Raw genomic sequence first — 25,233 nt, 5'->3', positions numbered from 1 at the left:
TCAAACGGGCGGCCTCCAATCAGACTTTGGTCACAGCGCTAAACCGCTTGGATGCCAACCTGCAACCGCGAATTGCCGTGGTGGTCGCGGATCGTTCGCGATGGCCTTGCAGTCGCCGGCGAGCGCCGCGCGGCGGCCTGCTGTAAATTGGCTGCAGCCTTTTGATCCCATCACGCGCTGAGCGCCCGCCGCCATGCGGCTGGCTGGGAGTGCCATTCATCCGCGGCGCGGCTGCCGCTACTGACAGAGAGGAACGAGCATGGATCTGCAACTGAAAGACAAGCTGGCGCTGGTAAGCGGCAGCACTGCCGGCATCGGTCTCGCCATTGCCACGACGCTGGCGCAGGAAGGTGCGCGCGTGATCGTCAATGGCCGCTCGCAAAAGGCCGTGGATGAAGCCGTTGCGCATCTGCAATCCACCACCGGCACGGACGTGCTGGGCTTCGCTGGCGATCTGAGCAAAGCCGAGGCGGCCAATGAACTCGCGCAACGCTATCCGGACGTGGAGATTCTCGTCAACAACCTCGGCATTTTCGAGCCGAAGCCGTTCGAAGAGATTCCGGATGAAGACTGGCTGCGGTTTTTCGACGTCAACGTGCTGAGCGGCGTGCGGCTGGCACGCCTGTTTCTGCCGTCGATGAAGCGCGCCAACTGGGGGCGCATCATTTTCATTTCGAGCGAAAGCGGCTTGCAGATTCCGGCGGAAATGGTCCACTACGGCGTGACGAAGACCGCGCAGATTGCCGTGGCGCGCGGCATTGCCGAATCGGTGGCGGGCACCGGCATCACCGTGAATAGCGTGCTGCCGGGACCGACGAAGTCGCGCGGCGTGGCCGACTTCGTCGACAGTCTGGCGAAGGCCGATGGTAAATCGCCGGAACAGGTCGAGCGGGACTTCTTCGAGCATATGCGGCCGACTTCGCTGATCAAGCGCTTCGAATCGACCGAAGAAATTGCCTCGCTAGTGGCCTATGTAGCGAGCCCGCTCGCCTCGGGGACGACGGGCGCCGCGTTGCGCGCCGATGGCGGCGTGGTCAAGAGCGCGTTCTAACGAGGCTTCGGCGGCCGCTCGTGGGATCATACGGCTTTCGCGAGGCGCCGACGTCTCGCGGACCGAAGCAAATCACGCGCAGCAAAACCGGAGCGGACGAGATGATCGATGGACTGGTAGGCGGGCGGCTCTATGGGGAAGCCCAGATCCGCACGGGACAGAACGGCAAACGTTATGTGACCTGCAAGGTGCGCGCGACCACCGGCGAAGGCGACACGCTGTTCGTCAACGTGATCGCTTTCGACGACGCGGTGCAGACCGGCTTGCTGGCCCTGAGCGACGCCGACAGCGTGGCCTTAAGCGGGGCGTTGACGCCGAAAGTCTGGACCGACAAGAACGGGCTCGTAAAGCCGGCGCTCGATATGGTGGCGCATGGGCTTCTGACCGCCTACAACGTGCGGCGCAAGCGCGCGGTGGTGGGCGGCGAAGCGGAGGACGGCGCGCATCCGGACGATCCGCTTTGAGCTTCGCGCGGTGGCCTCAGTGATTCATTGACCTCAGTGGCCTCACTGGCCTCAGTGACACACGACCGCGCAGGTGATCGCGCCCACGCCGGCCACCGCCCCGACCACCGCTCCCACCGCCAGCGACTCGACCGACGACGCGCATCCCTGCAGGTTGAGCAGTCCCGCCAGCACTACCATTCCGATCACGCGACGCATGCTTTGACTCCCCCGTATGTATCGCGGGCATCGTAGCAAGTCCCTGTCTGGATTAGGCTTTCCGAAACTATCGACGCCTTACGCCGCCTTGCCGGGGCGGGCGCGCCGCTTGCGCCTCGCCAGCAGCGGCGCGTCTCGCGTCGGTAGAAAACTGTATAAATATACAGTATAGTATTCACTTCAAATCGGCCCTGCGGCGATTGATCTGCATGGTCGGGCGCGGTGAATCACGTCGGTCGCAAAGCGGCCGTAAGATGTGGCCAACTCATTCAGACGGTCGGGCAAATTGTCATCTACAGGAAAAATCCGCATTCGCGGAGCGCGTCAGCACAACCTCAAGAACCTCGATCTCGACCTGCACACGGGCGAGATGACGGTCGTCACCGGCCCGTCCGGGTCCGGTAAATCCAGCCTGGTGTTCGACACCCTGTACGCGGAAGGGCAGCGGCGCTACGTCGAAACCTTCAGCGCATACGCGCGGCAGTTCCTCGACCGCATGGACCGCCCGCAGGTGGACCGCGTCGACGGTGTGCCGCCGGCCATCGCCATCGACCAGACCAACCCGGTGCGCAGCTCGCGCTCCACGGTCGGCACGATGACCGAGCTCAACGACCACCTGAAGCTGCTGTATGCGCGCGCGGCCGAACTGTTCGACCGCAAGACGGCGCAGGCCGTGCGGCACGACTCGCCGGAGACGATTTACGGCGATCTGGTGGCGCGCACCGCGCAGGACGATCCGCGCCTCGTGGTCACGTTTCCGGTCGAACTGCCCGAATCCGCGACGGAAGAAGAGGTCGAGCAATGGTTGTCCGCGAGCGGCTACACGCGCGTGCAGGCCCAGCGCGAGGTGCAGTCGCCCACCGGCCCGCGCAAACTGCTCGACGTGGTGGCGGACCGGTTCCGCCTGAGCGCGGTGGACAAAGGGCGCGCGGTCGAAGCCATCGAGGCCTCGCTTAAGCGTGGCGGCGGGCGCGTCAATGTCTACGTGCTGCCGCAAGCCCAGGAGGGCGCTGCCGAAACCACCGCCGAGCCGCAGATCTGGCGCTTCTCCACCGGCCTGCACAATCCGGACAGCGACCTGCGCTACGCCGATCCGCAGCCCGCGCTGTTCTCCTTCAACTCTGCCTATGGCGCCTGCGAGACCTGCCGCGGCTTTGGGCGGGTGATCGGCGTCGATCTTGGCCTCGTGATTCCGGACGGCCGCAAGACTCTGCGCGGCGGCGCCATCAAGCCCATGCAGACACCCGCCTGGAAGGAGTGCCAGGACGACCTGATGCGTTACGCGGCGAAGGCCGGCATTCCGCGCGACACGGCCTGGTCCGGGCTGACTCAGGCGCAGCGCGATTGGGTCATCAATGGCTCGCCCGACTGGAACGGCAAGTGGCAGACGCACTGGTACGGAGTGAAGCGCTTCTTCGAATACCTCGAATCGAAAGCGTACAAGATGCACATTCGCGTGCTGCTGTCGAAGTACCGCAGCTATACGCCGTGCGAAACCTGTGGCGGCGCGCGCCTGAAAACCGAATCGCTGCTGTGGCGGCTCGGCACCAGGTCCAATGCGGACGCCGTGCTGGATCCCGCACTGCGCTTCCTGCCGCGCGGCGTGGACTGGAACCGCGCGCAACTCGAAGCGCTGGCCGGCTTGACGGTGCACGACCTGATGCTGCTGCCCATCGAGCGCATCCGGCGTTTCTTCGACGACCTGAGCCTGCCCAGCGCGCTGCTCGACGATGCGCTCAAGCTATTGCTGGCCGAGGTGCGCACGCGCCTGAAGTATCTTTGCGACGTCGGGCTCGGTTATCTGACGCTGGACCGGCAAAGCCGCACGCTGTCGGGCGGCGAGGTGCAGCGGATCAATCTCACCACGGCGCTCGGCACCTCGCTCACCAAGACGCTGTTCGTGCTCGACGAGCCGAGCATCGGCCTGCATCCGCGTGACCTGAACCGTATCGTCGAAGCCATGCATCGTCTGCGCGATGCCGGCAACACGCTGGTGGTGGTCGAGCATGATCCCTCGGTGATGCTCGCGGCGGATCGCCTGATCGACATGGGCCCCGGTCCCGGGGAGCGGGGCGGCACGATCATTTACGACGGCGCGCCTGAAGACATCCGGTCGTCCGGCACGCTGACCGGCGAATATCTCGGTGGCCACCGGCATGTGGCCGACGTCTCACACTGGTCGAGCCGGCCGGTCAGGAAAGACACGCCGCGCATCGTGCTGGAGGGCGCGAGCGAACACAATCTGCAGGACGTGACCGTCGAGATTCCGTTGCAGCGGCTCGTCTGCGTGACCGGCGTGTCCGGCTCGGGCAAGTCGACACTGGTGCAGGACGTGCTCTATCCGGCGCTGGCGCGCCATCTCGGCGTCGCCACCGAATCGCCCGGCGCGTTCCGGCGTCTGGTCGGCGCGGAGCAGGTCAACGAAGTGGTGTTCGTCGACCAGTCGCCGATCGGCAAGACGGCGCGCTCGAATCCGGCCAGTTATGTGGGCGCGTTCGACGAGATCCGCAAGCTGTTCGCCAAGGTGCCGCTCGCGCAGCAGCGCGGTTATGGTCCCGGCATGTTCAGCTTCAACTCGGGCGACGGCCGTTGTCCGACTTGCGGCGGCTCCGGCTTCGAACACATCGAGATGCAGTTTCTGAGCGACGTCTATTTGCGCTGTCCGGATTGCGATGGCCGTCGTTACCGCGCCGAACTGCTCGAAGTGAAGATCGAGCGCGGCACGCCGGCGCGGGCCTTGAGCATTGCCGACGTGCTCGAATTGACAGTCAGCGAAGCCATCCAGTATTTCGCCGCCGACGCAGAAGTGCTGCGCGTGTTGCAGCCGATCGTCGACGTGGGTCTCGAATACGTCAAACTCGGCCAGCCGGTGCCGACCCTGTCGGGCGGCGAAGCGCAGCGTCTGAAGCTCGCGGGCTTTCTCGCGGAAACGGCCCAGGCCAAAACGGCGCGCGCCGCGAAGCAGGCGCCGGCGGCACGCCTTTTCATGTTCGACGAGCCGACCACCGGCCTGCATTTCGACGACATCGCCAAGCTCATGCAGGCGTTCGGCAAGCTGCTGGCGGGCGGCCATTCGCTGATCGTGATCGAGCACAACCTCGACGTGATCCGCGCGGCGGACTGGCTGATCGACCTCGGGCCGGAAGGCGGCGACGGCGGTGGCCGGGTGCTGTGCGCGGGCACGCCGGAAGACGTCAAAGCCTGCCCGGAATCGTATACGGGCCAGGCGCTGCTGCAATACGACGCGGCCATGAGCGCGGCAGCCGAGCCCGCCGCGCAAGGCATGCCGTTGCAAAAGGCGTTGACGGCGGCGCGGGCGCGTCGCGCGGTGGAAGGCGAGGACGTGGTGCGGATCGTCAATGCACGCGAGCACAACCTGAAATCGCTCGACGTCGATATTCCGCACGGTAAATTCAACGTGATTACGGGCGTGTCCGGTTCGGGCAAGTCGACGCTCGCATTTGACATCCTGTTCCACGAAGGCCAGCGCCGCTATCTCGAATCGCTGAACGCCTATGCGCGCTCCATCGTGCAGCCGGCCGGACGTCCCGAGGTCGACGCCGTGTACGGCATCCCGCCAACCGTGGCAATCGAGCAGCGCCTTTCGCGCGGCGGCCGCAAGAGTACCGTGGCGACCACCTCGGAAGTCTGGCATTTCCTGCGCCTGCTGTACGTCAAGCTCGGTTTGCAGCATTGCATCCACGACGGCACGCCGGTGACCGCGCAGAGCGTCGAATCGATCGCGGCGCAACTGCTGCGCGATCACAAGGGCCAGCACGTCGGTTTTCTCGCGCCGCTGGTGGTGAACCGCAAGGGCGTCTATACCGACCTTGCCAAATGGGCGAAGGCGCGCGGCAATTCGCATCTGCGGGTGGACGGTGAATTCCTGCCGGTCGACCCGTGGCCGAAGCTCGACCGCTTCCGTGAACACACCATTGAACTGCCGGTGGCGGACCTCGTGGTTTCGGCGGATAACGAGGCCGAGTTGCGCCGCCGGCTCGACGAAACGCTGGAACTCGGCAAGGGGGTGATGCATCTGCTGGCGCCGCTCGACGGTCTGCAGAATGCCCTGACGAGCGGCCGCGCCACGGCGAAGCTCGGCGCGGTCAAGGTGCTGTCCACCAAACGGGCGTGTCCGGTGTGCGGCACGAGCTATCCGGAACTGGACCCGCGCATGTTCTCGTACAACAGCAAGCACGGCTGGTGCACGACCTGCGTCGGCACGGGTCTCGCGTTGACGCGCGAACAGCGCGCCGCCTATGACGACACCGTGATCGCCGAAGACGGCCGCGGCCGTGAACAGAGCTTGCCTTCGGAAGAGCAGGAGCCGGAAGGCGTGGCGGACGAACCCTGCCCGGATTGCCACGGCACGCGCCTGAACCCGACCGCCCGCGCGGTCACGTTCGACGCGCAGCCGATTGTCGACGTCGCGCAATGGACGGTGAGCGACACGCGCCGCTGGATCGACGCACTCGAACTGTCGGGGCGCGACGCGGAAATCGCCCGCGACGTGGTGAGCGAGATCGGCAGCCGCCTGCAGTTTCTGGAAGAAGTGGGGCTCGGCTATCTGAGCCTCGACCGCGCGGCGCCCAGCCTGTCGGGCGGCGAGGCGCAGCGCATCCGGCTGGCGGCGCAACTGGGCAGCAACCTGCAGGGCGTCTGTTACGTGCTCGACGAACCCACTATCGGGCTGCATCCGCGCGACAACCAGATTTTGCTGAGCGCGCTGCGCAAGCTCGGCGAGAAGGGCAACACGCTGGTGGTGGTCGAGCACGACGAGGACACCATCCGGCGCGCCGATCACATCATCGATATCGGGCCGGGCGCGGGCAAGCGCGGCGGCACGCTGGTCGCCCAGGGCAGTGTGGCGGATCTTTCGGCGCAGGCGGATTCGCTCACCGGGCAGTTCCTCGCCCACCCCATCGTGCATCCGCTGCAGCCACGCCGTCCGGTCAAGCTCAAGACCAAAACCGCCGCAGCCGTGCCGGAGCAATGGCTGACCGTGCACGGCGGCAAGCTGCACAACTTGCGTAACGTGACCGTCGGGTTGCCGCTATCGCGGCTTGTCGCGGTGACGGGCGTGAGCGGCTCGGGTAAATCGACGCTCGCGCGTGACGTCCTGATGGCGAACCTGCTGGACGCGGTGGGGCGCTCGGTGCTGTCGTCGCCGGCCACGCGCCGGGCCCGTAAGGCCGCGCAGGACGAACCGGCTGCCAACCGCCGCTCCAGCGTGCTGGCCCGCAGCGCGCCGCGCGCGCAACTGAACGTCACGCACGCGTGGCAAGGCTGCGACGCGATCACCGGTTGGGAGAGCATCGACCGGGTGCTCGAAGTCGACCAGACGCCGATCGGCAAAACGCCGCGTTCGTGTCCTGCCACCTATATCGGCGTGTGGGACGCGATCCGCAAGCTGTTCGCCGGCACGCTGGAGGCGCGCGCGCGCGGCTACACGGCGTCGCGCTTCTCGTTCAATACGGGGGAGGGCCGCTGCCCGGCTTGCGAAGGCCAGGGTGTGCGGACCATCGGCATGAGCTTCCTGCCGGACGTGAAGGTCGGCTGCGACGTTTGCCACGGCCAGCGCTTCAATCCGGAAACGCTGGCGGTCACCTGGCGCGGCAAAAACATCGGCGACGTGCTGACCATGGAGATCGACGAAGCCGTCGAGTTTTTCGCGCCGATCACCAACATTGCCCATCCGCTGCAGCTCATGAAAGACGTCGGCCTTGGCTATCTGACGCTGGGCCAGCCTTCGCCGACGCTGTCGGGCGGCGAGGCGCAGCGCATCAAGCTCGTCACCGAACTCAGCAAGGTGCGTGACGACGTCACGCGGCGCGGCCAGAAGCCGCCGCATACGCTGTATGTGCTGGACGAGCCGACGGTCGGGCTGCACATGGCGGACGTGGCGCGGCTGATTCGCGTGCTACACCGTCTCGCGGATGGCGGTCACAGCGTGGTGGTCATCGAGCACGACCTCGACGTGATCGCCGAAGCCGACTGGATCATCGACCTCGGTCCGGAGGGCGGCGTGGGCGGCGGGTCGATCGTGGCGGCCACGGACCCGGAGGGGCTCGTAAAGGTCCGTGCAAGCCATACGGGCGCCGCGCTGCGCCCGGTGCTGGAACGTGAGGCCGCAGAGGTGTCCGTCTCTGTCGAAGCCGGCGAAACTAGCAACGGCTAATGCCCTCGGGGGAACCTTTGTCGCAAATTTGCGACGAGGGTTTTCCCGGCTTGCGGCGGACGGCGTCATTTACTCTCAAATGCGTTTTACATACGCTTTGACGCCTGGAGTTCACCTCTCGATTCGAGGAAAAGCTCTAAACACTGTCTGTTCCTATCAAAAAAAGTTTGACGGACGATTTTGTCTTGATATCGTCCGATTCGTCAGGCGCATCAAAGCGCTCGCGCCAAACCGGCGAATTTTTCGCCGGCTCCGCGTGCACCGATTTCGTTTATCAACTCAATGATTTCAGCCTGGAAGGGTGCGCAGTCGCACTGTAGTTGTGCATTCAACCTTCCAGTGACACTGGATGAATTTGTCCGTCGCCCAGGTAACCGGCCCCATCCGGTTTTCACCATGGTCGAACGCCCACCCAATTTTTTTAGCCGACTTCGTGCCGGACGTCGCGCACCCGATGAAACTTAATTTGGTTATATCAAACAAATTTTGACTACTGGATTCTGTCTTGCTATGGTTCCGCCACTTGATAAGAAGGCATCAGCCGCACTCGCAATAGGCAGCAAGATTCGCGCGTTGCGGCAACGGCTCAAGCGCACGCTCGATGAAACGGCGAAAGCAGCAGGCATCTCCAAACCGTTCCTGTCGCAGGTGGAACGGGGGCAGGCCACTCCGTCGATTACTTCGCTAGTCGGGATCGCGCAGGCGCTGGGCGTGACGGTGCAGTATTTCGTCGATACGCCGACTGAAGCGAGGTCGGTGTGTCGCGGTGAAGATCTGAAATTTTTTGGCTTTGCCGATTCGGCAAACCTGTTTGGCAGGCTGACCAATCTGGCATCGGACCGGAAGCTCGAAGCGATTCTGGTGAAGATGCCGGCGGGGCAGCAACCGTCGGAAGTGACGACACACGCGGGCGAAGAATTTTTGTACGTGATGAGCGGCCAGATCGCTCTCACCCTTGAAGGTACGACGTTCATATTGCAGGCCGGTGACACCGCGCATTACGAGTCGACCGTGCCGCATGCCTGGGCGAACACCGCTGGCGAAGAGACGGTGCTGGTCTGGGTTGGAACACCAAGATTGTTTTAGGCGAAAGTGCTTGTGTTTGAGATGGGTCAATCGGAATCCATCCATTAGTAGTGCTACAGGTTAACCCGGAGCATGAATACACAAAACGAGTCGACTCATGAACGGTCCGGCCACGAGCTGGCATTCATCAAGCGGCCGAAATGAAGTTGAAAGAAAAGCGTGAAATGAGCAGGTCTTTAGCAGTACAAAATTAAACAATCGGAGTGCTCCGTCTATCTCGCTGCTAGACGTAAACGGGCCGTGGAGTTGGGCGGCCACGGAGCAACTTTGACGGCAAACGCGGCGCAACGTCGCCGCAAAAGAGTAGAGAGGTTCAAGAGACCTCTCTTCGCACAACAGGTGTGGCCTTACTGACGAGTGAGAAGGGGAAAAATGAAACAACGGGCATTGGCGTTGGCCATCAGACGAATCATCTGGGCTGAGCTGGCACTGACGACTGCAATCGCCGCTCCGGCGTTTGCGCAAAGCACACCGGCAGCGCCGGCAGCGGCTGCATCGGGTACCGCAGCTGCGGCCGCTCCGGCAGCCGCTTCGGGCGCGGCAGCCACGACATCCAATAAGAACGTCAAGCAGCTGAAGACGTTTGAAGTGACCGGCTCGCTGATCCGTCAATCCGACAAGACCGGTTTCCAGTCGGTACAGCGGGTTACGCAGCAGGACATCAAGAACAGCGGCGCCGCTACTGTCACCGACTTCCTGCGCTCGACCAGCGCCAATTCGGCTAGCAGCTGGGGCGAGGGCACGGCCTCGAGCACGTCGCCGGGCGGCGCGGGTATTGCGCTGCGCGGCATGAGCGAAAAGTACACCCTGGTGCTCGTGGACGGCCAGCGCGTTGCAAACTACGCTCTGCCGGTGAACGGCACCGACTCGTTCTTCGACTTGAACTCGTTGCCGATCAACATGGTCGACCGCATCGAAATCGTCAAGACGGGCGCTGTGTCGCAGTACGGCTCCGACGCTATCGCCGGCGTGGTCAACATCATCACGAAGCACGACTTTCAGGGTCTGCAACTGGACGGTAGTCTGGGTGGCGCGTCGCAGGGTGGCCAGGGTACCAGCTCCTTTAGCGCGCTTGGCGGATTCGGCAATCTGGCCTCGGATGGTTACAACGTCACGGCTGCTCTGAGCCACTATCAGTCGAGTGGCTTCACGCTGGGTGAGCGCGACACGACCAGTGGCGAAAACTTCCTGAAAGATCAGAGTCAGGGTGGCTTCATCGTCCAGCCGCCTTCGTTCTTCCTGCCCGCCAGCGGAATTCCGCAGGCGACGCCCTGCGCGAACGGTCACGTCACGACCTCGACCACGAACCTGGGAGCGTCCGGACTGGCACCCGGCACCATTTGCGCGTTCAACAGTGCGAATAACTTCGACCTGGACCCGCAAACCGACCGGACCAACCTGAAGGTTCACGCTGACTTCAAGATCAACGATCATATTCAGGCCTTCGTCGACGGATGGGAAAGCTACAACACCACCGACTACACGACGGGTCCGCAAGGCTTCAACGGTGGCACGCTGACGAATGTGCCGCCCTCGCTCTATTACGCGGGCGGCGCGATTGCACCGTTCCCTGCGACGCTGGGCGACGGCACGGGTCTGACCTATTACTTCCCGAACAACAACGTCGGCCTGAACTCGACATCGAATTTCTATCGTTTGTCGACTGGCCTGAAGGGCGACTTCACGACGCCAGGGTTCGGTGACTGGAACTGGGCAGCATCCTACGGCCATTCGCAAAGCGAAGTGGCGAACACCTATACCAACCAGCTCAACGGCAATGTGCTCGCGAACTACCTGGGCAGCGTGACCCAGGCTACGTTCAATCCGACCACCATGCAGAACCTGCCGGGCCTGTTCCAGAACAGTGAGGATCTGGCGATTTCGAAGCTCGATACCATCGATGCGACGATTTCGACTCCGAACCTGTTTACGCTGCCGGCTGGCGACGTGGGTATTGGCTTCGGTGCGCAATTCCAGCACCAGAGCGAATATATCGGTCCGGGAAGCACCGCGACGATCAATCCGATTACCCAGTCGGTTGATGGTGAGCGTAACGTCGCCGCGGTTTACTACCAGATCGACGTACCTATCATCCACAACCTGACGTTCAGCCAGTCGGGCCGTTACGACCATTACGATGACTTCGGCGGTGCGTTCTCGCCGCGCTTCGCACTGCGCTACCAGCCGGTGTCGATGCTGACGATGTACGCTTCGTACAATCGTGGTTTCCGCGCGCCGACGATGGTTGAAACGTCCGAAAAGGCCGACCTGGTGTATCAGTCGGTCAACGGACAGGATATCAACGAGAACACGGTCGGCAATCCTAACCTGCAACCGGAACGTACCAAGAACTACAACATTGGTTTCGAACTGTCGCCGACCCGCACGACGGATATTGGTCTCGATCTGTACAAGATCAACGTCACCAACGTGATCGCCGAAGCGAATATTGCTTCGCTGATCGCCGCCAATCCGGGTCAGTCGGTCTATAACCTGCCGTTCGAAAATCTCAACTACCTGAATACGGAAGGTCTTGAGACGACGTTGCGCCAGGCGTTGCCGACCGCAGTGGGTACGTTCACCTTCTCCGCTGACTGGGCTTACGTGTACAAGTTCGTGATGCCGCAGAACGGCGTCGGGGTCAACTACGCGGGCAACAACGGCGCAATCGATACGGTGTTCGGTGCCTCCATGCCGCGCTGGCGCGGCAACACGGACCTGAGCTGGGCATACCACCAGTGGACCGTGACCGCAACGTGGCAGTACACGTCGCCGTACACCCAGGTGATCGTGCCGGGTACGCCTTCGGTGCCGTCGTATAGCCAGTTCAACCTGTATGCCCAGTACACGGGCTTCAAGCACTGGACGCTGTATGCTGGTATCAACAACATCTTCAACCGTGCGCCTCCGTTCGACCCGACGTGGGAATTCGAAGGCACCAACAGTGGTTACGATTCGTCGCTGTATAACTACGTTGGCCGCTACGGTCAGATCGGCGCAACCTATAAGTTCTAAGAAGTTGTAAGCTTGTTGACGATTGGTCGCTCCGGCATTCTTTGTGCCGCCGGAGCGACTCTTTTTTATTTTAAGTAGCACACTGTGAGCTTCTCCGTCCGTCGCCGCGGCCAGCCTTGCCGTATCGCCGACCCGGCCAGCGCGAGAAGTACGCAGGGATTGTTGTGGGCGACGGGGTGGTTTCGTGCCGACCCCGCCTGCCGCGCTAACCTATAACCCTAGGCGCCATGCGACGCCTTAAGTGACTCCGGACGATGACCGTTGGCATCGCCCCAGGTCGATCCGACGAACCGCGCGTTGGCCATAAGCCGGCGTGCGACCTACGCATACTGATGATGAGACTTGTGAAGTTTCGGTTGCCGCGCGCTGCATGGACGATCTCGTGCACATCGGCGACACGGCAGGCCGCCTTGCGCGCCGTGCCGGTTTTCGCGGCTGCACTGCTGGGCGCATTCAGCCTGGTGGCCACGCCGGCCCACGCCGCCTCCGCGATCGCCCAATACGATCAGCCCAAATATCCCGCTAATTTCACGCATTTCGACTACGCGGACCCGGCTGCGCCGAATAACGGCACGCTGAGTTTCGAGAACTACAACGAACTGCAGAGCTACGACTCGCTCAATCCGTTTCTGGTCCGTGGCGCGCCTGCGCCGGACATCCAGAACCTGATGTTCGACACGCTGATGCAGCGTAGCTGGGACGAACTGGCCTCCGAATACGCGTTGATCGCGGATAACGTGGAGGTGGCGCCGGACCTGACTTCCGCGACCTTTCACATCAATCCCGCCGCGCGCTTTTCGAATGGCGACCCGATCACGGCCGCCGACGTCAAATATTCCTTCGACACGCTGACGAGCCCGCAGGCTTCGCCGCTGTTCAACGCGCAGTTCTCGATCATCAAGAGCGCGACGGTCGTCGACAAGATGACGATCCGCTTCGATTTCAAGCGAGCCGAGCGCGACGCCCCCCTGATTGCCGGCGACCTGCCGGTGTTCTCGCCGAAGTGGGGCATGACAGCCGACGGCAAACGCCCTCCGTTCGACCAGATCGCAACAACGCCGCCGATCGCCAGTGGCGCTTACCTGATCGCCCAGCGCAAGAACGACAAGGACATCGAATACGTTCGTAATCCGAATTACTGGGCGGCCAATCTGCCGACCCGGCGCGGCATGTTCCGTTTCGAGCGTATCCGTTTCAAGCTGTACCTTGACCAGTACACGATGCTCGAGGCCTTCAAGGCCGGCGACGCGGACGTTCGGGTGGAATATAGCGCCACGCAGTGGGCGCGCAAATACGTCGGCAAGAACTTCAAGTCGGGGCTGCTGAAGCAGGTCAACGTGCCGGACGGTCCGGCCCAGATGCAAGGATTCCTGATCAATATGCGCCGGCCGATGTTCAAGGACGTGCGGGTGCGTCACGCTCTCGCGCTGGCCTTCGACTACGACTGGATGAACCGGATGATGTTCTACGGCCAGTACGTGCGTCTGAACAGCTACTTCGACGCCAGCCCGTTCGGCGCGACAGGCATGCCGAGCCAGAAGGAACTCGCTTTGCTCGAACCGTTCCGCGCCAGCCTGCCGCCTGAAGTGTTCGGCCCGGCGGTGAAGCAGGCCAACACGCTGCCGCCGAATTCGCTGCGCGGCAATCTGGTACAAGCGCGCGATCTGCTGGCGCAAGCCGGCTGGCACTATCGTGACGGTGCGTTGCGCGATGCCAACGGCAATCCGATGACGATCGAGATCATGGACGACGAGCCCGGTATGGACCGTCTAATCCTGCCGTACATGCAGGCGCTCGCCACGCTCGGGATCCAGGCGCATATGCGTGAGATCGACAGTGCGCTGTACGAGAAGCGCCTCGACAATTTCGAATACGACATGACCACCAAGATCTACGACCCGGTGACGATCCCGGGCGCGGAACTGGAACGTCGTTTCGGCAGCGCGGCGGCGACCCAGGTGGGTTCGGAAAACTGGCCGGGGATTCAATCGAAGGCCGTCGATGCGCTGATTCACGCGGCGCTTTCCGCCAATAACCTCGACGATCTCGAAGCGGCTACGCGCGCGCTGGACCGGGTGCTGATCAACGAGTATTACCTCGTGCCGCAGTACTACAACGCGAATTCCCGCATCGGCTACAAGACGACGCTGGCGTATCCGAAGACCACGCCTGTCACGTACCAGGCGGAAGACTGGATCATCGACTACTGGTACAAGAAGCCGCAGGCGGCGCTCTCCGCAGCCACGCCGGTTTCCGCGCCGTCCGCAGCAAACTGAGGTTCACCATGCTTGCTTACATTCTTAGACGTCTGTTGTTGATGGTGCCGACCTTGATCGGCGTCGTGACCCTGACCTTTGTCGTCACGCAGTTCGTGCCGGGTGGGCCGGTCGAACAGGTGATGACGCAACTCCGCCACGGCAAAGGCCGTGGCGGAGAGGCGGGGGCAGGCGGTGGCGGCTATCACGGCAGCCAGGGCGTGGACCCCCAGCAGCTCGAGCAGATCAAGAAGCAGTTCGGCTTCGACAAGCCGCCGCTCACGCGCTACGCCCTGATGATGAAGAACTATGCGACCTTCAATCTCGGACAGTCCTACTATCAGCATCAAAGCGTGTGGGAGGTCATCAAGTCCAAGCTGCCGGTGTCCATCACGCTTGGCTTATGGACGGTGATACTCACCTACCTTGTCTCCGTGCCGCTGGGCATTGCGAAAGCAGTGCGCAACGGCTCCCGTTTCGATACCGTGACCAGCGTGCTGGTGCTGGCTGGTTACGCGATTCCAGGCTTCGTGCTGGGCGTGCTGCTGCTGATGCTGTTCGGCGGCGGTACCTTCTGGCAGGTGTTTCCGATGCGCGGCCTCACCTCGGATAACTTCCAGGACCTGAGCCTGTTCGGCAAGCTGCTGGATTACCTGTGGCACGTCGTGCTGCCTGTCACCGCATCGGTGGTCGGCAACTTCGCGATCGTCACGATTCTGACGAAGAACACCTTCCTTGAGGAAATTGGCCGGCAATACGTGCTGACCGCAAGAGCCAAAGGGGCGCCGGAGCGCGACGTGCTGTGGAAGCACGTGCTGCGCAACGCTGCGATTCCGCTGCTGACAGGTCTGCCCGCCGCGTTCGTGGGCGCCTTCCTGAACGGCAACCTGCTGATCGAAACCCTGTTCTCGCTCGACGGCATGGGCCAACTGTCCTACGACTCCGTGATCCGCCGCGATTACCCCGTCGTACTCGGTTCGCTCTTTCTGTTCACGCTGATCGGTCTTGTAACCAAACTTATTGCTGACGTCTGCTATGTCCTCGTCGACCCCCGCATCCAATTCAACCGCCTGGGCCGCTGACCCGTCGGCCGTCACGCTCGTCGCTTCGGTGTCGCCGTGGCGGCGCACGTGGCTGCGTTTCAAGAGCCAGCGTCTCGGTTACTGGAGCCTGCTGATTTTCAGTACGCTGTTCGTCATCAGCCTGTTCGGCGAGGTGCTGGCCAACGACCGTCCGCTGATCGTGCGTTACGACGGCCACTACTACTTTCCGATCGTGAAGGACTATCCGGAGGCGCTGTTCGGCGGCGACTTCCCGGCCAAGACCAATTACCTCGATCCGTATATCCGTTCGCGCTTCCAGGGCAACGGCAACTTCGCGGTGTATCCGCCGAATCATTACCACTACGACACCATCGACTACTTCGCGGCGCATCCGTATCCGGCGCCGCCGTCGTCGAGCAACTGGCTCGGCACCGACCAGTTCGGCCGCGATGTGCTGTCGCGGCTGCTGTACGGTTTCCGTCTGTCGGTGCTGATGGCGTTTGCGTTGACGATTTCTGGCGTGGTGATCGGCGTGCTTACGGGCGCCATTCAGGGCTTCTACGGCGGACGCACCGACCTGATCGGCCAGCGCCTGATCGAAATCTGGAGCTCGATGCCGGACCTGTATCTGCTGATCATCTTCGCCTCGATTTTCGAGCCGACGCTGTGGCTGCTCTTCATCCTGCTGTCGATGTTCGGCTGGCTGGTGCTGTCGGACTACGTGCGCGCGGAATTCCTGCGCAACCGTTCACTCGACTACGTCAAGGCCGCGCGCACCATGGGCCTGTCGAACTGGCAGATCATGTGGAAACACGTGTTGCCTAACAGCCTGACGCCGGTCATCACGTTCCTGCCGTTCCGCATGAGCGCGGCGATTCTCTCGCTGACGAGTCTCGACTTCCTCGGCCTCGGCGTCCCGCCGCCGACGCCGAGCCTCGGCGAACTGCTCGCCGAAGGCAAGAACAACCTCGATGCATGGTGGATCTCGATCTCGGCGTTCTCGGCGCTGGTGATCACGCTGCTGTTGCTGACCTTCATGGGCGACGCCTTGCGCAATGCGCTCGACACACGCATGCGCGCCTCGGCGTTCGGGGGTGGCAAGTAATGAATCAGTCTGTGAACAAGCCCTTGCTGGAAATCGACCGCTTCTCGGTGCGCTTCGGCGAGAAGGTCGCGGTGCAGGAACTGAGTCTGTCGATTGCGCGCGGCGAACGCGTCGCGCTGGTCGGCGAATCGGGCTCGGGCAAGAGCGTCACCGCCCTGTCGATCCTGCGTCTCGTGGACCAGGCGCAACTCAGTGGCCGCATGCTGCTCGACGGCGAAGACCTGCTGCAAAAAACCGAGCAACAGATGCGCGGGATTCGCGGCGCGGATGTCGCGATGGTGTTCCAGGAGCCGATGACGGCTCTCAATCCGCTTTACACGGTCGGCAAGCAGATCGCCGAAAGCCTGCGTCTGCACGAGGGCATGCGCCCGAACGCGGCGCGCGAGCGCGGCATCGAACTGCTGCGCCGTACCGGCATTCCCGAGCCGGAGCGGCGCATCGACAGCTTCCCGCACCAGTTGTCCGGCGGTCAGCGCCAGCGCGCGATGATCGCCATGGCGCTCGCGTGCCGGCCGCGTCTGCTGCTGGCCGACGAACCGACCACCGCACTCGACGTCACCGTGCGCCAGCAGATCGTCGATCTGCTGATCGAACTGCAGGAACAGGAAGCGGCCGAGCGCGGCATGGCCGTGCTGCTGATCACGCACGACCTGAATCTGGTGCGGCGTTTTGCGCAGCGTGTCGCGGTGATGGAAAAGGGCGTGCTGGTCGAAACCAACACCACCCAGGCGCTGTTTTCGAATCCTCAGCACCCCTACACGCAGCGTTTGCTCGACAGCGAGCCGCAGCGCAACGTCGACGAGGTGGAAGAGGGCGCGCGGCAGATTCTCGACGTGAAGGGCCTCGCCGTCGACTATCACGTCGCGGCGAAAGGCCTGCGCTCGATCTTCGGCAAGTCGACCTTCCGCGCCGTGCACGGTGTCGACCTGAGCTTGCGGCGCGGCGAGACGCTTGGCATCGTCGGAGAATCGGGCTCGGGCAAATCGACGCTTGCCGCGACGGTGCTCGGTTTGCAAAGCCCGGCCGAAGGGACCATCGATATCGACGGGCTCGCATTGTCGTCGCTGAAAAACGCCAAGGCGAAGCGCGCGTTGTACTCGCGCATGCAGGTGGTGTTTCAGGACCCGTTCGGCTCGCTGTCGCCGCGTATGACGGTCGAGCAGATCATCGGCGAGGGGCTTGCGGTGCATCGTCCCGACGTCGACGCCAGGATGCGGCGCGATCGCGTCGGCGCCTTGCTCGAAGAAGTGGGCATGCCGGTCGAATCGATGCTGCGCTATCCGCACGAATTCTCCGGCGGCCAGCGCCAGCGTATTGCAATCGCCCGCGCGCTCGCCGTCGAACCCGAACTGCTGGTGCTCGACGAGCCGACCAGCGCGCTCGACGTTTCGATCCAGAAACAGGTGCTGAATCTGCTGACAAATCTGCAGAAAAAGTACAAGCTGAGCTATCTGTTCATCACCCACGATCTGGCGGTGATGCGGGCGATGGCGCATCGCGTGATCGTGATGAAGTCGGGCCGCATTGTCGAAGCCGGCAATACGCTCGACGTGCTGCACGCGCCGTCGCACCCTTATACGCAATCGTTGCTGGCGTCGTCGATGATGACGCCGGAATCCGATATCCACGAGAACATCGCATGATCGACGAACGGTGGGCGCACGCTGCCCGCGCGCTGCAAAGCGACGCGGATTTCTGGTCGCTGCGCATCGTCGACGAAACGATCGACGATCACGAGGTCCGTAACGACGTCGCGCAGCCGCTGCGCACCGTGCGGGATCGCGGCGCCATGCTGATCGCTTACGTCGGCGCGGGCGCCGGCTATGCGGCGAGCGCCAACCTGTCGGCCGCCGGTTTGCAGGCGGCACTGGATATCGCGACTGCACGCGCGCGCGCAAGCGGCGCGCTCTCGCTGATCGATCACCGCGACGTGGCGCGCCCGACGGCGAGCGGCCGCTATGTATCGCCGAACGCGGAGCATGCCTTGCCGAGCCGGCGCGAATGGCTCGACCGGCTGGCGCGCGAATGCGCCTCGGCCAATATCGATCCGCGCATCGTCGAGCGCCGGGCCGGCGTGCAGGTGACGCACACCGACCAGCTTTACATCACCAGCGACGGCGTGCGCATCGACCAGCATTTCCGTTTCCTGATGCCGCACCTGAGCGTGGCCGCGCACGCCAACGGCGACACCCAGGTGCGCACGCTGGGCGGCGACTACGGCACGCTCGCGCAGGGCGGCCTCGAAGTGCTGGCGCGTTATGGTTTCGACGGCGCCGGCGTGCGCATCGCGCATGACGCGCTGCAACTGCTGGCCGCGCCGAACTGTCCCTCCGGCAAGCGCGATCTGCTGCTGATGCCGGACCAGATGATGCTGCAGATCCACGAGTCGATCGGTCATCCGCTCGAGTTGGACCGCATTCTCGGCGACGAGCGCAATTTCGCCGGCTGGAGCTTCGTGAAGCCGGAGATGTTCGGCAGTTACCAATACGGCTCGAATCTGCTGAACGTCACGTTCGATCCGGAGTTGCGCGAGGAAGCCGCGTCCTACGCATTCGACGACGACGGCACGCCGGCACAGAAGCAGTATCTGATCCGCGACGGCGTGCTCGAACGGCCGCTGGGCGGCGCGCTCTCGCAGCAGCGCGCGCACATGCCGGGCGTGGCGAATTCGCGCGCCTCGAACTGGAACCGGCCGCCGATCGACCGCATGGCGAATCTGAACATCGAACCGGGCGACCAGTCGCTCGACGCGATGATCGCCAATATCGAACACGGAATTCTGATGCGCTCCAATACGTCGTGGTCGATCGACGACCATCGCAACAAATTCCAGTTCGGCTGCGAGTTCGGCCAACTGATCGAAAACGGCAAGCTGACGGATGTCGTCAAGCAGCCGAACTATCGCGGCATTTCGGCGAATTTCTGGCGCAGCCTTTCTGCGGTCGGCGACGCGAGCACCCGCCAGGTGTTCGGCACGCCGATGTGCGGCAAGGGCGAACCGGCGCAGGTGATCCGCGTCGGCCATGCGTCGCCGGCCTGCGTGTTCAGCAATATCGACGTATTCGGAGGCGCATGATGAGCGACTCCCTGTCGATGCAAAGCGGCGCCGCGGTGGACTGGCATCGTCATTTCCTGCTGCTCGCCGATTCGATCGAACGCGCCCAGCTGGGCGGCGAGATCACGCTGGCCTCGTTCTCGGCGGAGCAATCCGATTTCATCCGCTTCAACGCGGGCAAGGTGCGGCAGATCGGCAGCGTCTCGCAGGGCAAGCTGACGCTGCGTCTGATCGACGGCGCGCGCCAGGCCTATTCCACGCTGACGGTGTGCGGCGATGCCGACGCCGATCTGCAGGACGTCACACGCGCCCTCGCCACGCTGCGCGAAGGGCTGCGCGATGCCCAGGACGACCCGCATCTGCTGTTCGACACCTCGCAGTGGGAACGTTCGACCCGGCGCGACGGCAAGGTAGCGGACCCGCAAGCGCTGGTGCGCACCGTCGCCGAATGCGCGAAAGGCCTCGATTTCGTGGGCTTTTATGCAGGCGGCACGATCGTGCGCGGCTTTGCATCCACCAAGGGAAGCCGCGGCTGGTACGAAGTCAGCAACTTCAACTTCAGCTGGTCGCTCTACGATCCGAGCGGCCGCGCCATCAAGACGAGCTACGCCGGCGACCACTGGAGCGACGCGACCTTCGCCCGCAAGGTCGAGCAGGCCGCCGCACGCCTGCCCATTCTTGCGAAGACGCCGCGCGCGCTTTCGCCCGGACGCTACCGTTCGTATCTGGCGCCGGCCGCCCTTGAGGAACTGCTGGGCGTGACCGCATGGGGCGGCTTTTCCGCGCGCGCGCAGGCCACCTCGCGCAGCGAACTCTACAAGCTGCATACCGGCGAAGTGGCGCTCGATCCGCGCGTCACGCTCACGGAAGACCTGAGTCTCGGCATCACGCCCGGTTTCAACGACGACGGTTATCTGCGCGCCAGCGTGCCGCTGATTCAGGACGGCCGCAGCGTCGAGCGTCTGACCAATGCCCGCAGCGCCCGCGAATACGGCCTGCAGCCGAACGGTGCATTGGACTCCGAAGCACCGGTGGCGCTGTCGATGGAAGGCGACGACCTCGCCGAGGACGATGTGCTGGCGCAGCTCGATACGGGTCTCTACATCGGCAACCTCTGGTATGTGAATTTTTCGGACCGGATGAATTGCCGCCTGACCGGCATGACGCGCTTCGCGACCTTCTGGGTCGAGCGCGGCCAGATCGTCGCGCCGGTGGAAGCCATGCGTTTCGACGACAGCATGTTCCGGCTGCTCGGCGATCAGCTGGAGCGCCTCGGCGCCCAGCCCGAACTGCTGCTGAACGACTCCACGTGGGGCGAGCGCGGCACCGGCGGCATGCATCTGCCGGGGCTGCTGGCGCGCTCGTTCGAATTGACGCTGTGAGTGAATGGGCCCGGACATCGCAACGACATCCCGACCTGAGAACCTGACGCTGCGCGCCTTGCGGGTAGCGGACGCGGCGCAGCTCCACGCGCTGGAGCGGCAAGCCGCCATGGCGCATAACAATCCCATCGCGCCGTATCCGACCCTCGAAAAAACCCGCGAGTGGATCGAAAAAATTGCTACGCCGGACCTCGCCATGGCCGCGATGGTCGGCGATATACTGGTTGGCTTCGGAATGTTGTCGCCAGGCCGGCTGCGCCGTGCGCACGCGGCGTCGATTTCGCTCGGCGTGCATGAAGCATGGCATGGCCGCGGCATCGGCAGTGCGCTGGTCGCCGAGATGCTCGATCTGGCGGATAACTGGCTGGGTCTGCGGCGCGTCGAACTCAAGGTGTTCACCGACAATGCGCCCGCCATCGCGCTGTACCGGAAATACGGTTTCGAAGTAGAAGCAATCCATCGCGGCGAGACGTTGCGCGAGGGCGTGCTGATCGATTGCTACTTCATGGCACGGTTGCGTGAGCCGATGCCATTCGCAACGGACCAGAATAATGAACACGAGCAGCGAGAGGTTTGAGAGAGCAGCACAACTCACCGGGCGCGTGATTGTACGCGCATGCGAAACGTCGGACATGGAAGCGATTGCCGCGCTGCGCAGTTTGCCGGGCGTGCGTCGCGGCACGCTGACGATCGGCTACCGCACGGCTGAAAACATGGCCGGCTGGTTTGCCAAGGTGCCGAAGAGCAGCATCAACCTGTGTGCGGAACTCGACGGCCAGCTCGTCGGGCATGCGGTCCTTGAACCCGCCGTGGCGCGTCGCGCGCATTGCGCAGGGCTCGGCCTCTCGGTGCACGACGCCTGGCAGGGCCGCGGTGTCGGCAAAATTTTGATGAGCGCGCTCATCGAGTGTGCCGACCGCTCGCTCGGTCTGCGCCGCCTCGAATTGACGGTGTTCGCCGACAACGCGCCAGCCATCGCGCTCTATCGCCGCTTCGGCTTTGTCGAGGAAGGGCGCTCGCGCGGCTATGCGATGCGCGACGGCATGCTGGCCGACGTTTTGCACATGGCGCGCCTCGCTGACGCGCCGTCCTTCGCGCAGCACTGACAGGAATCTGAGTGCCCTCATTTTTTATCGACCGACCGGTCTTCGCCTGGATTGTCGCGCTTGCCATCGTCGTGGCGGGCGCGCTCGCCATTCCGCAGCTTCCCGTGGCTCAATATCCGCGCCTGTCGCCGCCGCGCATCGTGATCGTGGCGAGCTATCCGGGCGCCGCGACGGAGGTGGTGGACGGCGACGTGGGCAGCATCATCGAGGAAAGTCTCGATGGCGCGGACGGCATGCTGTACTACGAAACCAGCAGCGACGGTCAGGGCAATCTGGAAATCGACGCCACTTTCTCGCCCGCCACCAATCCCGACATCGCGATGGTGGACGTGCAGAACCGCCTGAAGCAGATCGAGCCGCGCCTGCCGCAACAGGTCGTGCAGAACGGCATCAGCGTATTCAAGGCGTCGAATACCTTCCTGATGCTGGTGGCGCTGACCTCCACCGACGGCCTGCGCGATTCGACTGAGCTCAGCAACTACCTGAACCGCTACCTGATCCGCGAGCTGAAGCGCGCACCGGGCGTGGGCTCGGCGCAGCTATGGGACTCGGATCAGGCGTTGCGAATCTGGATCGATCCCATGAAGCTGCGCGAGTACGGCCTCGCCGCCGGCGACGTGAATGCCGCGATCATGGCGCAGAACGCCTCGGTGACGGCCGGCACGCTCGGCGACGCCCCGTTCGTACCGGGCCAGCAGATGGTGGCGTCGGTCACCGTCAAAGGGCAATTGGTCTCGCCTGAGGAATTCGGCCAGATCGTGCTGAAGGCCAAGCCGGATGGCTCCGCGGTGCGTCTGCGCGACGTGGCGCGCGTCGAACTCGGCCGCGACGATTATTCATTCTGGTCGCGTCTGAACGGCCGCTCGTCGGCGACCGTCGGCATTCAGCTCGGGCCGCGCGGCAACGCGCTGGAAACCTCGAATGCGATTCGCGCGCGGCTTGCCGAATTGTCCATCAGCCTGCCGCCTGGCGTGCAGATCGAGATTCCGTTCGACAGCGCGCATTTCGTGCAGATCGCGATTCGTGAGGTGGTCTATACGCTGATCGAAGCCGTGGTGCTGGTGTTCTTCGTGATGTGGCTGTTCCTGCGCGATCTGCGCTACACGCTGGTGCCGACCGTGGTGATTCCGGTCACGCTGATGGGCGCGTTTCTGGCGATGTGGGCGTTCGGCCTGTCCATCAACGTCTTCACGATGTTCGGCCTCGTGCTGGCCATCGGCATTCTGGTGGACGACGCGATCGTGGTGGTCGAAAGCGTGCACCGTGTGATGGAAGAAGAGGGGCTGCCGCCGCGCGAGGCGACCCGCAAGGCGATGTCGCAGATCGGCAGCGCGATCGTCGGCGTGACGGCGGTGCTGACCGCGGTGTTCGTGCCGATGGCGTTTTTCCCCGGCAGTGTCGGCGGCATCTACCGGCAGTTTTCGGTGGCGATGATCGCCTCGATGCTGGTGTCGTCGTTCATGGCGCTTTCGCTCACCCCCGCGCTGTGCGCCAACCTGCTGAAGCCGACCGGCACCACGCCGCATCAACGCGAGGCCCGCCGCGGCCTGCGCGGCCTGTTTGCGCGTGGCGCGTCGCGCTTCGCCGAGGGTTTCGACAGCGCGTCGCGCGGCTATCGCTGGCTAACTGCCCGCACGGTGCAACGCATCGGGCGCGTGCTGGTCCTGTACGCGGTATTGGTGGGCATCTGCGGGCTGCTTTACTGGCAGATGCCCGGCGGCTTCCTGCCCACGGAAGATCAGGGCCAGTTGCAGGTGATGATCCAGTTGCCGGCAGGTTCGACTCAGGCGCGCACGCTGGATGTGATCAAACGCGTCGAAGCGATCCTGCATCGTCATCCTGAGATTGCGCACGTGACGAGCCTGATCGGCTGGAGCTTCCAGGGCACGGGGCAGAACGTCGGCATGGCGTTTGTCGAACTGAAGGACTGGGACGACCGCAAGATCAGCGCCATGGAATTGCAGGACAAACTGAACGCGGAGTTCGCCAGCATTCTGGACGGCCGGGTGGATGCGCAATTGCCGCCCTCGGTGCCGGGTGTGGGTCACTCGGACGGCTTCGTGTTCCGTCTCGAGGACCGCGGCGGGGTCGGGCTCGACGGCCTGAAAGCCGCGCGCGAAGCGCTGTTTGCCAAGGCCAGGTCGGATCCGGCGCTCGCCGACGTGCACTCCGAAGATCTGCCCGATGCACCGCGTCTCGAACTGACCATCGACCGCGCCAAGGCCTACGCGCTCGGCGTGTCGTTCGACAAGATTTCCGACCTGCTGGGCAGCACCTTCGGCTCGACCTATGTGGACGACTTCCCGGACTCCGGGCGCATGCGGCGCGTGGTGGTGGAGGGCGACGCCTCGGCGCGCATGACCGACGACGACCTGATGGCGCTGTCCGTAGAGAACGCGCAGGGCAACATGGTGCCGCTGTCGGCGATCGCCTCGCGCACGTGGTCAGTCGGGCCGGTGGCGCTGTCGCGCTACAACGGCTATCCGTCGCTCGACGTGAGCGGCCGCGCGGCGCGCGGTTATAGCTCGGGCGCGGCGATGGCCGAGATGGAGCGGCTCGCGGCTGCACTGCCGGTGGGCGTGGCCTACGACTGGGTCGATGCCGCGCGAGAGGAAACCGTCGCGGAGAAGCAGACGCCGCTGTTGATCGGCTTGTCGCTGCTGGCCGTGTTCATGGCGCTCGCGGCGCTTTACGAAAGCTGGACCATCCCGTTTGCGGTGCTGATGGTGGTGCCGCTTGGAGTAATCGGCGCGGTGTCGGCGGTGCTGATGCGCGGCATGCCGAACGACGTGTACTTCAAGGTGGGGATGATCACGGTGATCGGCCTGTCGGCGAAGAACGCCATTCTGATCGTGCAGTTTGCGCGCGACCTGCACGCACGCGGCTTGCCGTTGACGCGGGCCGTGATCGACGCGGCGGGCGCGCGTTTCCGGCCGATCGTGATGACGTCCGCGGCCTTTCTGCTGGGTGTGGCGCCGTTGGTGGTGTCGAGCGGGGCGGGCGCCGAGAGCCGGCAGTCGATCGGCACGGGCGTGTTCGGCGGCGTGCTGGCGGCGACGCTGCTCGGGCTGGTATTCGCACCGGTGGCGTTTCACGCGGTGGTGTCGCTCACGCAGCGGCGGCGCCGGCGGCCGGCGGCGCCCGAGCATGCGGCTGCGGACGGACGCAAGCCTGATCCGGCACGGCCCGCACTGACGGATCGGGAAATGGAAAAGCAGTGAGGATAGGGCGGTGCCGGTGTGGGTTCGTCTGTCCACGATGAACCGGTGCCTTCGCCGCTTCTTGATTCGCTGAC

The 25,233-nt window shown here is 63.7% G+C and carries 15 protein-coding genes; 14 read left to right on the top strand and 1 reads right to left on the bottom strand.

Annotation, left to right across the window (positions count from 1 at the left end; all coding sequences use genetic code 11):
- Positions 1-259 precede the first annotated feature (259 nt).
- The gene (locus FQ755_RS12100; protein ID WP_144154348.1) at positions 260-1,051 is read left to right on the top strand and encodes an SDR family NAD(P)-dependent oxidoreductase; all 792 of its coding nucleotides are present in this window, start codon (positions 260-262) and stop codon (positions 1,049-1,051) included.
- 101 nt (positions 1,052-1,152) lie between these two features.
- The gene (locus FQ755_RS12095; protein ID WP_144154347.1) at positions 1,153-1,515 is read left to right on the top strand and encodes a single-stranded DNA-binding protein; all 363 of its coding nucleotides are present in this window, start codon (positions 1,153-1,155) and stop codon (positions 1,513-1,515) included.
- A gap of 51 nt (positions 1,516-1,566) precedes the next feature.
- On the opposite strand, the gene FQ755_RS37290 is transcribed toward FQ755_RS12095, so the two are convergent.
- Positions 1,567-1,713, bottom strand: coding sequence for a hypothetical protein (locus tag FQ755_RS37290; protein WP_186308494.1), 147 nt, complete (start codon positions 1,711-1,713; stop codon positions 1,567-1,569).
- A 286-nt stretch (positions 1,714-1,999) separates the two neighbouring features.
- Between FQ755_RS37290 and uvrA the strand changes: the two genes are divergently transcribed.
- The 12 genes from uvrA (at position 2,000) to FQ755_RS12035 (ending at position 25,159) form a co-directional block, all read left to right on the top strand.
- Positions 2,000-7,891, top strand: coding sequence for an excinuclease ABC subunit UvrA (gene uvrA / locus FQ755_RS12090; RefSeq protein ID WP_144154345.1), 5,892 nt, complete (start codon positions 2,000-2,002; stop codon positions 7,889-7,891).
- A gap of 510 nt (positions 7,892-8,401) precedes the next feature.
- Positions 8,402-8,977, top strand: coding sequence for a helix-turn-helix domain-containing protein (locus FQ755_RS12085; RefSeq protein WP_144154343.1), 576 nt, complete (start codon positions 8,402-8,404; stop codon positions 8,975-8,977).
- A gap of 372 nt (positions 8,978-9,349) precedes the next feature.
- Entirely contained in the window at positions 9,350-11,992 is a 2,643-nt protein-coding gene (locus FQ755_RS12080) for a TonB-dependent receptor (protein ID WP_144154341.1), read from the top strand.
- 335 nt (positions 11,993-12,327) lie between these two features.
- Positions 12,328-14,268 carry an extracellular solute-binding protein gene (locus tag FQ755_RS12075; protein WP_144154683.1) on the top strand — a complete coding sequence of 647 codons (1,941 nt, stop codon included), beginning with the start codon at positions 12,328-12,330 and terminating at the stop codon, positions 14,266-14,268.
- 8 nt (positions 14,269-14,276) lie between these two features.
- Positions 14,277-15,329, top strand: coding sequence for a microcin C ABC transporter permease YejB (locus FQ755_RS12070; protein ID WP_144154339.1), 1,053 nt, complete (start codon positions 14,277-14,279; stop codon positions 15,327-15,329).
- The gene (locus FQ755_RS12065) at positions 15,283-16,395 is read left to right on the top strand and encodes an ABC transporter permease (protein WP_144154337.1); all 1,113 of its coding nucleotides are present in this window, start codon (positions 15,283-15,285) and stop codon (positions 16,393-16,395) included. The genes FQ755_RS12070 and FQ755_RS12065 overlap by 47 nt, the downstream gene beginning before the upstream one ends.
- Complete coding sequence (locus tag FQ755_RS12060) at positions 16,395-18,038, top strand: ABC transporter ATP-binding protein (protein ID WP_144154335.1); 1,644 nt, start codon at positions 16,395-16,397, stop codon at positions 18,036-18,038. The genes FQ755_RS12065 and FQ755_RS12060 overlap by 1 nt, the downstream gene beginning before the upstream one ends.
- Positions 18,035-19,471 (top strand): TldD/PmbA family protein, encoded by a 1,437-nt coding sequence (locus FQ755_RS12055; protein WP_144154333.1) that lies wholly within the window; start codon positions 18,035-18,037, stop codon positions 19,469-19,471. Before FQ755_RS12060 ends, FQ755_RS12055 begins: the two co-directional genes overlap by 4 nt.
- Entirely contained in the window at positions 19,468-20,832 is a 1,365-nt protein-coding gene (locus FQ755_RS12050; RefSeq protein ID WP_409937409.1) for a TldD/PmbA family protein, read from the top strand. The genes FQ755_RS12055 and FQ755_RS12050 overlap by 4 nt, the downstream gene beginning before the upstream one ends.
- 4 nt (positions 20,833-20,836) lie before the next feature.
- Positions 20,837-21,409 carry a GNAT family N-acetyltransferase gene (locus tag FQ755_RS12045; RefSeq protein WP_144154331.1) on the top strand — a complete coding sequence of 191 codons (573 nt, stop codon included), beginning with the start codon at positions 20,837-20,839 and terminating at the stop codon, positions 21,407-21,409.
- Positions 21,384-21,938 carry a GNAT family N-acetyltransferase gene (locus FQ755_RS12040; protein WP_144154329.1) on the top strand — a complete coding sequence of 185 codons (555 nt, stop codon included), beginning with the start codon at positions 21,384-21,386 and terminating at the stop codon, positions 21,936-21,938. The genes FQ755_RS12045 and FQ755_RS12040 overlap by 26 nt, the downstream gene beginning before the upstream one ends.
- 11 nt (positions 21,939-21,949) lie before the next feature.
- Positions 21,950-25,159: a multidrug efflux RND transporter permease subunit gene (locus tag FQ755_RS12035; protein WP_144154327.1), complete on the top strand. Its 3,210-nt coding sequence runs from the start codon at positions 21,950-21,952 to the stop codon at positions 25,157-25,159.
- The last annotated feature ends 74 nt before the right edge of the window (positions 25,160-25,233 follow it).

Origin of the sequence: Paraburkholderia sp. BCC1885, from assembly GCF_900996235.1 — a bacterium.
GTDB lineage: Bacteria > Pseudomonadota > Gammaproteobacteria > Burkholderiales > Burkholderiaceae > Paraburkholderia.
Note: the sequence above shows the minus strand (reverse complement) of the source record. Positions and strands in the feature narration are given on the sequence as shown.

Bases quoted from the DNA above. Each gene is read 5' to 3' on its own strand.
- FQ755_RS12040 (WP_144154329.1), top strand. From the start codon at position 21,384: ATGAACACGAGCAGCGAGAGGTTTGAGAGAGCAGCACAACTCACCGGG.
- FQ755_RS12095 (WP_144154347.1), top strand. From the start codon at position 1,153: ATGATCGATGGACTGGTAGGCGGGCGGCTCTATGGGGAAGCCCAGATC.
- FQ755_RS12050 (WP_409937409.1), top strand. From the start codon at position 19,468: ATGATGAGCGACTCCCTGTCGATGCAAAGCGGCGCCGCGGTGGACTGG.
- FQ755_RS12045 (WP_144154331.1), top strand. From the start codon at position 20,837: ATGGGCCCGGACATCGCAACGACATCCCGACCTGAGAACCTGACGCTG.
- FQ755_RS12070 (WP_144154339.1), top strand. From the start codon at position 14,277: ATGCTTGCTTACATTCTTAGACGTCTGTTGTTGATGGTGCCGACCTTG.
- FQ755_RS12060 (WP_144154335.1), top strand. From the start codon at position 16,395: ATGAATCAGTCTGTGAACAAGCCCTTGCTGGAAATCGACCGCTTCTCG.
- FQ755_RS12100 (WP_144154348.1), top strand. From the start codon at position 260: ATGGATCTGCAACTGAAAGACAAGCTGGCGCTGGTAAGCGGCAGCACT.
- FQ755_RS12065 (WP_144154337.1), top strand. From the start codon at position 15,283: ATGTCCTCGTCGACCCCCGCATCCAATTCAACCGCCTGGGCCGCTGAC.
- FQ755_RS37290 (WP_186308494.1), bottom strand. From the start codon at position 1,713: ATGCGTCGCGTGATCGGAATGGTAGTGCTGGCGGGACTGCTCAACCTG.
- FQ755_RS12075 (WP_144154683.1), top strand. From the start codon at position 12,328: ATGAGACTTGTGAAGTTTCGGTTGCCGCGCGCTGCATGGACGATCTCG.
- FQ755_RS12085 (WP_144154343.1), top strand. From the start codon at position 8,402: ATGGTTCCGCCACTTGATAAGAAGGCATCAGCCGCACTCGCAATAGGC.
- FQ755_RS12080 (WP_144154341.1), top strand. From the start codon at position 9,350: ATGAAACAACGGGCATTGGCGTTGGCCATCAGACGAATCATCTGGGCT.
- FQ755_RS12055 (WP_144154333.1), top strand. From the start codon at position 18,035: ATGATCGACGAACGGTGGGCGCACGCTGCCCGCGCGCTGCAAAGCGAC.